Source organism: Segatella copri, from assembly GCF_009494395.1.
In the GTDB taxonomy this organism is placed as follows: Bacteria; Bacteroidota; Bacteroidia; order Bacteroidales; family Bacteroidaceae; genus Prevotella.
The window spans coordinates 70,339-79,466 of record NZ_VZCB01000075.1 but is presented as its reverse complement, the minus strand read 5'-3'; the positions used below and the strand labels follow the sequence as shown (position 1 = coordinate 79,466).

The window sequence follows — 9,128 nt, the reverse complement described above, 5'->3', positions numbered from 1 at the left end:
GTTCTACCCTATGTGACACACCCCAAAACGGCCGTTCTCGGACGGGCTGGGGGGGTACAAAATGTTAACTACGAAAACAAACGTTAAATTTATAGTTTCATTGATAGGAATGAAACTATTTTCTTTAGGAATGAAACTGTCTTTTTGATTTTTTTTTCATATATTTGCGCCATGATGAGAACATCATCGGGAGGAATCTCCTTGTCTTAACATTTAAACTTAATAAATAAAATATGATTGATTATTTAACTAAACTGATCCATGCAGGAAAGAGGCATAAGATTAGGAGTCTGCCTCATCTGGGTATATGGTTATGGCTGCTGCTATGTATCCCATGCCTGCTGGCAAGCTGCGGCAATGAAGATGACGAAAAGGAAAAAGGGCTGTCGGTTTCGCTCTCCTGGGCAAACGAAGCTGACAAGGGCACGGAAGTGAAGGATGTAAAACTCTGGATATTCAATGCCGGCAAGGATTCCCTGGTAGAAGAAAAGCATTATGGAAGTGCCGAGGAGATGGCTAGCCAGCGATTCCAACTTCCGGAGGGAACATACCGCATCCTGACTACCACCAACCTTTCTGAACCTTTCTTCATCAAGGAACAGACCAGGGCTTTGTCCAGCTGGAACAATATTCTGATAGGCTTGACCAATCCCAAGGATGTGAAGAACAATGCCTATTTCGGAGTAACCGACGTGAAGATAGACAACAAGGAAGGAAGTCAGGTGGTGAAGAATCCTATCAGGAGCGTGCTTTCGGAACTGACCATCATCATTGAAAATGTGCCGAAAGGAACGGAGATGAATGGCAAGGCGTTGGACTGTGCCGGATGTCTGTTCCCTACGCAGAAGAATAGCGATGGCGATTACGGCTTGCCGGGCATAGAGCCAACGGAAGTGGAACTTCCTACTATCCTGTCTACCGGATCAACTTTGCAATCGGAAGTCATCCGACTGATGCCGACCATACTGGGAAGCCAAGCCTCCCACATCTATCTTCGTCTCCTGCTCCCTAACGCAACCTTGCTGGAATACGACATCACCGCTCCTGTGATGAAGGCTGGAGGAAAGTATGAGCTAAGGTTCAAGCTGGAAGAGATGCAGCCGAAGATATATCTGGAATCGGACATCAACAACTGGAAAGACCTTAACAAAGAAGTAGAAATCAAATAATAATAATAATAACTTTTAAAATGTTTATAAGATGAAAAAGATGACTAAGTTTTTCGCCCTTGCACTCTTGGCAGGTGCAATGGTTTCATGCAGTACAGAAGACACCGCACCTTCTACCCAGAACGATAAGGTAGCCGTGCAGTTTACTGGTGGTATTAGCGTAAACACCCGTGCTGCCGGTTTAGCCTGGGCTGATGGTGACATGATCGGTATCTTCATGACAGGTACCAAACAGCCTCTCTCGGCAGATGCAATCCAAGAGGGTGTTGACAATGTTTGCTATCAGACAAGTGGAAGTATAGGCTTTTCACCTGTTTCTGGAGGTAAGACTGTTTTCTTCCCGATAGATGGAGATGTGGACTTCTATTCTTACTATCCACAGACCACTGTCAATGATTACAAGGTAGCACTTGATGTAACAGACCAAGGGAAACAAGAAGCTATCGACTTCATGTATGCCAAGACAGAAGGCTGCAACAAAGCTACGCCACAGGTATTCTTGAAGTTCTACCATAAGTTAAGCAATCTTGTTTTGGATGTTCAACCAGGTAACGGTCTCACGCAAGAAGACCTTAAGAAAATGACTGTGACAGTGAAAGGTCAGAATACCAAAGCCACTTTCAATCTTGCGGATGGGACCATCTCTGGTGAAGGAAATCCTACGGACATCAAGATGAAAACTACCCAAGCTGGCAAGCTGTATGAGGCAATCCTGCTCCCTACAGAAGAAGCAAGCCGAGTGATAGAGTTTGACCTCAACAATGGTTACGACGCTCCTTTCGTATGGACAATGCCTGCAAAACTTGAGGGTGGCAACAGATACCACTATACAGTAGTAAAATTGAGTCGTTCTGCCGTAGATATTTCTGGAAGCATTAAGCCTTGGACAGAGGCAGGAGACAATAATGAACATATAGCACAATAACAACTCTTAAATAACAAGATATATGAAGAAATTTAGATTCTTATACATTGCTGCCGCAGCATTGCTGTTTGCAGCTTGCGCTAACGAAGAAGACGGTATCGGCAACAATGGTCCTGTTGCAGCCACAGTAAAGGCGGATATTTCCAACAATATCAAAACCCGTGGAACTGCAGACAACGACAGATGGACAACTGGCGACGCTATCGGTGTGTATGTCACTTCCGCAGGAAACACAAAAGGAACAAATGTTAAGTATGAATATGACAGATATGGTGAATTCGTTTCGGCAAATCCTATTTATTTTAGAGATAACGCGGAACAGACATTCAGTGCGTATTATCCATACATTGATGACCCCAATAATGACAAATTCGATGAAGATGGTTGGTTAAAAAATGATTGGACTATTGATTACAGCAATCCAAGTAATACCTTATTAGCAAACGATTTTCTCTTTGCCTCGGGAGCAACAGCCAGCAAAGCATCTCCAATGGTTAATTTCACTGACTTGAATAATGTGGGTGAATCCTTGCCAGAGAAAGACCATCGCTTTAAGCACAAGATGAGTATGATAGAATTTACGGTCTGTGCAGGAGAAGGTATTGAGAGCAGCAAGAGTAATCTTCAAAGTATAACATTGGACAAGATAAAGACACAGGGTAAGATAAATGTAAAAACAGGTGCGACAGAAGTCACAGGGACTTCTTCCCTAAAAACCTTACCAGTAACAGGTCTTTTGACCGATCTCAGGGTCTGCAAGTTCATACTCTTCCCGCAACAGTTCGAAAACAAAAAATTGACCATTAGTTGTAGTGTGTTGTATAACGAAAATACTATTAACAATTATACAACAAAGATACCCCTACCAAATGGATTCGAAGGTGGTAAAAAATATACTTATACTATCACTGTTAGAAATAATAGTATAGTAATAGGAAATGCAAACATAACGGGTTGGGGTATTGGCACAGACAATGAATCTCTCGATGCAGAAATAGAATAATAAGGTACTGAAAATAGGAAATACAGGGTTAGTGAGCTTGGCCGCTCACTAACTCACTAACAATAAAAAACTGAAGATTATGAAGACGATAAAACAAAGAATTTCCTATGTGGTAATGGGCCTTATGGCTATGGGCTTTACAGCATGTACGCAAAATGAAGATATGGCTCCAACGCTGAAAGGGCAGGAAATCAATGCCACTTTCTCTGTTGGAGGTATGCAGACTCGTGTCAATACATTGGGAGACGGTGAAAATTGGGAGGATAAAGATAAACTGAAAGTAAGTATATTTACGGATTCTGATCCTGGTAATGCGGCTTTTCTTTCTTTTAATGGCGAAACCTGGTCTCGTACAGGAAGTTTTCGTTGGTTAAATGGATACGAACAACATACTATTTTGGCTGTATATCCATCTGACACGGATTTTGGGAAAAATAATCTACAGTATGATTTACAAACAGACCAAAGCAGCGAAGATAAATTGAAAAACGCTGATCTCATAACTGGATATTGGTACGATGTTCCTCGGTACGATTTAAGAATTCCTATGCAGCATCGCATGTCGCTGGTTACAATAGTATATCATGTTGGAACTGCAGATTATCCTAATATGGATATTAGTGAACCACAAGTGTATTCTAAACACACCAGCGTTTATTTTAACAGAGACGACCGAGCCCGAGGGCAATTTGTCATGATTACACCTACTGCTAATCCTGCTTGGGTAAAAGCCTATAAGCATGACGATGGTATGTTTTCTGCAATCGTTATCCCTGGTTCATACATTAAAGATGAAGTCTTCTTGAGATTCAAGATAGGCGACAATATTTTTAATGCTAAAATGAAGATGCCTACCGACTTTGAAGAGGGTAAACGCTACACCTACAAACTCGATGTCGGAAAAGATATAGTGAAACTGACCAGAATCAGTGTAGATGATTTGAAAGGTTGGACAAATGAAGATGATCTCAAATAATTGGAGGAAAGAATATGAAAAAGATATTTCAATACATCATGCTGGCTGTCGTTACAATAGTAATGGCGTCATGCACAAGTGATATAGAAGAAACAACCGCAACAACAGCCAAAAACAACGTACAGTTGGTTGTTGGTGAATTTCCTGCATTCGGAGATTCACAGACTCGTGCTATAGGTACACCTGATCCTGGCAAGACTTCATGGGCAGAAGGAGATGAGTTGCTTCTGGAGATGACTAGTAAGACTTTAGGGACTCAGTATGCTGCTTTTAAATATAATGGCAGTAGCTGGGTATTGGCAAGTGGCGAGCTGTCTTATAAAGAAGACGAAGCGCCAACCTTTCCTCATGTATATTATGCCCCTAACTACAAATGGGAAGCTGGCGAATTAGTTTTGAAAGAAGGCAAGGTTGCAGGAACGGATGAATATATCGAGGGAAAAGCCAATATCACCCCTAATGGTCAGAGTATAACCGTAAATTTTTCCGGAGCAACACGCAACTATTCACGCTTGCGCATTGCAACTATGCCAAATATGCAAATAACAGTTGACATCAATCAATACACTCCTGCGGGCAGCAGCGATATGAAATGGGATCAAAAATATGCCCTTACATCTGATGAAAAGGGCAATGCCTATTTATATGGTACTTTTGTACCATATTCCAGAGTCGATGTGAAATATGGGGAAGTTCCTTTGACAACTTATAAATTCACGCAAGAAACAAAAAATGCTAAGAGTTATGCACTGGATGCTACTGTTGTTTCGCTGGCTGACGAAAATCTCACTTACGATCAAATTGTGGAAGACGTCAAGAAGGAATTGTATGCGGGCAAGACTTACATCAATCTCATTCTTGCTCCCGATGTGGATGAAAATACATTTGATGCAATACATTCCGGACTTGAAGAAGCAAAGAAGGGGAGTATAAACCTTACTTTGATAGGATGTAAGAAGATTCCTTATGGAGGATTTATGAGATGGACCATGCTGAAATCCATAGCCCTCCCAGATGTTACAGAAATCGAGGTAAATGCTTTTTCAGATTGTACAGAGCTTCAAAAAGTAGTTTTAGGCAATCTTACAAAAGTATATGATAATGTCGGAAAGAATGGTACCTTTTATGGTTGCAAAACCAAGGACATCGATTTGGTTTTGTCAAAAGACCAGAAAGTTATGAATGGTGGCGAAACCGCAGAAGCTTGGTATTGTTGGACTGCTGCTGATCAAGTTTATATGAATAGTTCTTATCACAAAGCATCGCAATTTCTCGAATATGATTTCAAATCTGTAGAATGTGGTACAAGAATATATTATAAATAAACTTCTACAAAATATAGGTAGGAGAAAAGTGTTTTTTCTATCGCTCCGCCGGATATGTCGTTCATCCCATGCTAGGCGTTTCGGCGGATTTGTAATCCGCCGTCAAGAAATGTCCCAACCGATTCTTGTTCTGGGGATTTGCAATCCCCAACAATTTGGTTGTCAAATCCCCCCGCACCTCACGGGAAACGACAAGGGTCTATATGCCACGATGAAAAGGTGGCGTATAGACCCTTGATTATATGGTGATATTCGTAATCTACATCACTGCTTTCTGCAGTTTTTTCTCCTCTGCCGAAGGAAAGAACAGAAGCAGAACGCAGGCAGAATGTAAGCAGCACGCCCTGAACCAACGGCCTCCGGTGCGTAGCGGATTTGAAAATCGCTGACCGAAGGGTAAAGCAAAGGTAAAGGGCGACACTGGTTAAAAGAATGATAAAATATTTTCTAATTTAATAATTGCTTGGCAGAAACTTCTACTACCCCGCCATTTCCGTCACTAATGACCACAGGACGATTGTATAAAGCCTTTTCTACCAACATATCATGCTGAGCTTCAACTAAACCTAATTCAACTTTGTTGATAAAGCCCTCAATCTCACTTTCACTCATAATCCTTAATTATATTAAATTTAACAATATCCTTAATCTTCGTTGGAAGCTGTCTACCTCCGAAAGCAACACGTTCTCCTTTATTTAAACTGTTATCAAATAGAATCCAAATATCCACTTCTTTCATAAATATCTCAAAAAGATTCTTAAGTCCAGCCTTATACCTACGTTCAATTACAGGCAAAGGAATGTTATGCCCACCACTCGCTACTCTATCAGCTACACGTCTTTTTGCAAGCTCAATACTATCCAGCCAAAAGAACAAGAGATGCACAACATACCCTTTTTCTTGTGCTCTGCGCACCAGGTTAATATAAGATCTGGTTGCTAAAGTAGTTTCTATGGAGAACGATTCACCCATTTCCAGCAAATCTTCTATCCTCCTAAGCATCAAACGCCCTGCTTCTATCGCTACTCCTTCAGGATTGAAAGGCGAGAGACCTTTTGCAATTTCGTCAGCATTAACAAATTCCTTAACGAGCAAAGATTTGGGAAGAATCGTCTTAGAAGCAGTCGTTTTGCCTGCTCCATTACAACCTGCTATTATATATAAATGCTTGACCATTTGATTCACATTTAAATTCTTTTGGATGCAAATATATAGAAAAATCTTGATAACGCCAAAATATTTGAATGAAATTAACATCATTATTGGTCTAATAATACTAAAGCCCCCATCCTGCTTTCTCAGCGGGATGAGGGATTTTTCTTCAGTATATTCACCCACACTTCACAGGAAACGACAAGGGTCTATATGCCACGATGAACAGGTGGCGTATAGACCCTTGATTATATGGTGAAAGAACCGTACAGTTTTATCCTTCAAGAACATTCCACTTGATGCCTCCATTCTGTCCTGCCACATAGTTGCAGGGAGGAATGCCGAGATGGGTCAGGTTGGAAAGATAAAGAGGCTCATCAGCCACAAACTGGTGGCAGGTAAACGTATCCCCGGCAGCCAGTTTGCTGTTCAGCGATTCCATCACCTTGAAATTGTCATTTCCCAGATACTTGATGGTAAGAATACGACCGGGCTGCCAGGTCAGTCTAACCAGATCATTTACGACAAGAGCATCAGCAATCAACTTGCTCTTGATAAAGAATCGGCTGGAAGCAACAGCATTCTTACTCTCTACGAACGCATTCCAGCTGGGATATCCCACCATGCGAGAGAGCAATTCCAGATTGAACCTGCTCGGCTTGCAGGAACATGCCACATATCCCCACAGACGCTTCAGCGTGCTCACCGAAACCGTTTCCTGGGTATAACCCTCTATCTGTCGGGAAAGGAAATCAAAATCCCTTGGTGAAACAATCTTTCGTCCCACCAGCGTTTCGACCTCATTCTTGAGTCTATCAAAATCTTCTTTTTTATAATCTTCCATCATTATATATTCATCTATTTGCTTTTTACAGATTGCAAAGATAAGCAATATTTGCCGTTTTTCCCACAAAAAATGTACCTTTTATTGCAACAAACTGAAATTGAACCGTTTTGAACCAATCCTCTTTCGTTCTTTTTATGTATTTTTGCAGTCAGAAAGTAAAGATTGATTTGGGAGATAAAATAAAATCTGAAAGCGTATTTATAGTCATTTGAATCATTTCTATGAACCCAGGATATTAGAGCAGGACAGATATAACATCCCTGCGGTCTGAGATTCTATATGAATCTCAAACCATATCCTTTTAACAAAGAAATGGCATCCCCTCAAAAACAGGGAGTGCCATTTTTAATTTTATCGTTGTCATTTCTCAAACTCCACAATATAAACAAAGCGCCCCCACGGAGAACGGCGATAAGCATCTTTGCTTCCCTGAGGAACATAGAGAATTACCTTTCCAAAACTAAGAGGCTTAAAGATATCATCCATCGTCACCTTCCAGATTGCATTTCCCAACCTAGGTGGCGTCTTGCTACGGAAATATATACTCTCCAGATTAGGACTGCCGTCAAAGATATGTTTCATCACATGTAGCTTAGGATTATCTGGCATCACGACCCGCTTCAGGAAAGGATGCACAGCAAAAGCACTATCCTCCAACTCATCTACTCGATAACTTACACCCTGATATTTCACGGTAGCTGGTATCTCGATGACAGAATCTCTATCATTGGCAGCACTTACTGTAACCAAACCGCCACCCCACGACTTATATACCAGATTGCCAACAGTAAACTGAGCAACCACATCGTATAGTATCTCTGGCTTTACCACCTTATTATATAAAACAATACCTGATGTGCCCAAAACTAAAAAAGCGAGAAGACAGTTTAAAGCTATTAGGCGACGATGAAGCGACTGAATATGCATCCTTAAAGCTAACACATTAGGATACCGATACCCTAAAGGAAGAAAACATCTTTTGACAGCCCAACGGCAAGACCATCCCAGCCGCATCTCCTTCAAGATGACTCCCAGGCTGTAGATATCATTGCGCACATCAGGCACACTCTCCTCCTGCTGCTCAGGCGAAACATACCCTTCGGTACCGGCAGGGCTTTTCAGAATGGTATAGCTGTCGGCATCAGAGAGCCCGAAATCAATCAACTTGATCGTACCTCCGTTACGGGCTATCATGATATTGGTAGGTTTCAGGTCGCGATGCACAATCTGCTGATTGTGCACATACTCCATCACCTGCAAAAGCTGGCGGGCTATCTGCCTGCGTTCAAAACCGGAATGCCTTTGGGTAAGCCATTCATCAAGCGTCACACCGTCTATCCATTCCATCACGATACATCTGCCGTATCCCTCAACTTCCTCCAACCCTTCAACCTTCACAATACCGGGATGGTCAAGACGGGCAAGAATGTCATATTCCTTCTGCTGAAGCTGCAGGAAGGTAGAATCATGACACACATCAGGCTTCAACGATTTCAATATCCACCACTGACCGTTGCGCTTGGCACGGAGCAGGACATTAAAACCGCTGGTAGAGAACTCGGAGATTTCCGTGAATCTATCCGAAACTGCATCTACAGGAGACAATATAAAACCTGAAACTTGAGTCATAGCTGCAAAGATAATACTTTCTGATGAAGAAACAGAAGAATTTAAAATAATTTTAGCATAACATGGCGGATAACTCATGAAAAAATAGTATCTTTGCACCC

9 protein-coding genes are annotated in these 9,128 nt (G+C 41.6%); 5 read left to right on the top strand and 4 right to left on the bottom strand.

All coding sequences use genetic code 11. The features are described from left to right. The first annotated feature begins 233 nt into the window (after positions 1 to 233). The 5 genes from F7D73_RS09020 to F7D73_RS09000 all read left to right on the top strand — a co-directional run bounded on the left by F7D73_RS09020 (position 234) and on the right by F7D73_RS09000 (position 5,398). The gene (locus tag F7D73_RS09020; RefSeq protein WP_153124035.1) at positions 234 to 1,169 is read left to right on the top strand and encodes a FimB/Mfa2 family fimbrial subunit; all 936 of its coding nucleotides are present in this window, start codon (positions 234 to 236) and stop codon (positions 1,167 to 1,169) included. A 31-nt stretch (positions 1,170 to 1,200) separates the two neighbouring features. Further along, on the top strand, positions 1,201 to 2,094 hold the full coding sequence (locus tag F7D73_RS09015; RefSeq protein ID WP_153124034.1) for a fimbrillin family protein: 894 nt from the start codon (positions 1,201 to 1,203) through the stop codon (positions 2,092 to 2,094). Between the two features lie 22 nt (positions 2,095 to 2,116). After that, positions 2,117 to 3,097 carry a fimbrillin family protein gene (locus F7D73_RS09010; protein WP_153124032.1) on the top strand — a complete coding sequence of 327 codons (981 nt, stop codon included), beginning with the start codon at positions 2,117 to 2,119 and terminating at the stop codon, positions 3,095 to 3,097. Positions 3,098 to 3,176: 79 nt separating this feature from the next. Next, positions 3,177 to 4,073, top strand: a complete 897-nt coding sequence (locus F7D73_RS09005) for a fimbrillin family protein (RefSeq protein ID WP_153124030.1) — start codon at positions 3,177 to 3,179, stop codon at positions 4,071 to 4,073. A gap of 14 nt (positions 4,074 to 4,087) precedes the next feature. Continuing rightward, positions 4,088 to 5,398 carry a hypothetical protein gene (locus F7D73_RS09000; protein ID WP_153124028.1) on the top strand — a complete coding sequence of 437 codons (1,311 nt, stop codon included), beginning with the start codon at positions 4,088 to 4,090 and terminating at the stop codon, positions 5,396 to 5,398. Between the two features lie 447 nt (positions 5,399 to 5,845). Here F7D73_RS09000 and F7D73_RS08995 read toward each other — a convergent pair whose 3' ends face one another. The 4 genes from F7D73_RS08995 to F7D73_RS08980 all read right to left on the bottom strand — a co-directional run bounded on the left by F7D73_RS08995 (position 5,846) and on the right by F7D73_RS08980 (position 9,027). Further along, on the bottom strand, positions 5,846 to 6,010 hold the full coding sequence (locus F7D73_RS08995) for a hypothetical protein (protein WP_153124026.1): 165 nt from the start codon (positions 6,008 to 6,010) through the stop codon (positions 5,846 to 5,848). After that, on the bottom strand, positions 6,003 to 6,575 hold the full coding sequence (locus F7D73_RS08990; RefSeq protein WP_153124045.1) for a zeta toxin family protein: 573 nt from the start codon (positions 6,573 to 6,575) through the stop codon (positions 6,003 to 6,005). The genes F7D73_RS08995 and F7D73_RS08990 overlap by 8 nt, the downstream gene beginning before the upstream one ends. A 250-nt stretch (positions 6,576 to 6,825) precedes the next feature. Next, positions 6,826 to 7,395, bottom strand: a complete 570-nt coding sequence (locus F7D73_RS08985) for a hypothetical protein (RefSeq protein WP_194256881.1) — start codon at positions 7,393 to 7,395, stop codon at positions 6,826 to 6,828. A 363-nt stretch (positions 7,396 to 7,758) separates the two neighbouring features. Then, positions 7,759 to 9,027, bottom strand: a complete 1,269-nt coding sequence (locus F7D73_RS08980; RefSeq protein ID WP_194256880.1) for a serine/threonine protein kinase — start codon at positions 9,025 to 9,027, stop codon at positions 7,759 to 7,761. Positions 9,028 to 9,128 lie beyond the last annotated feature (101 nt).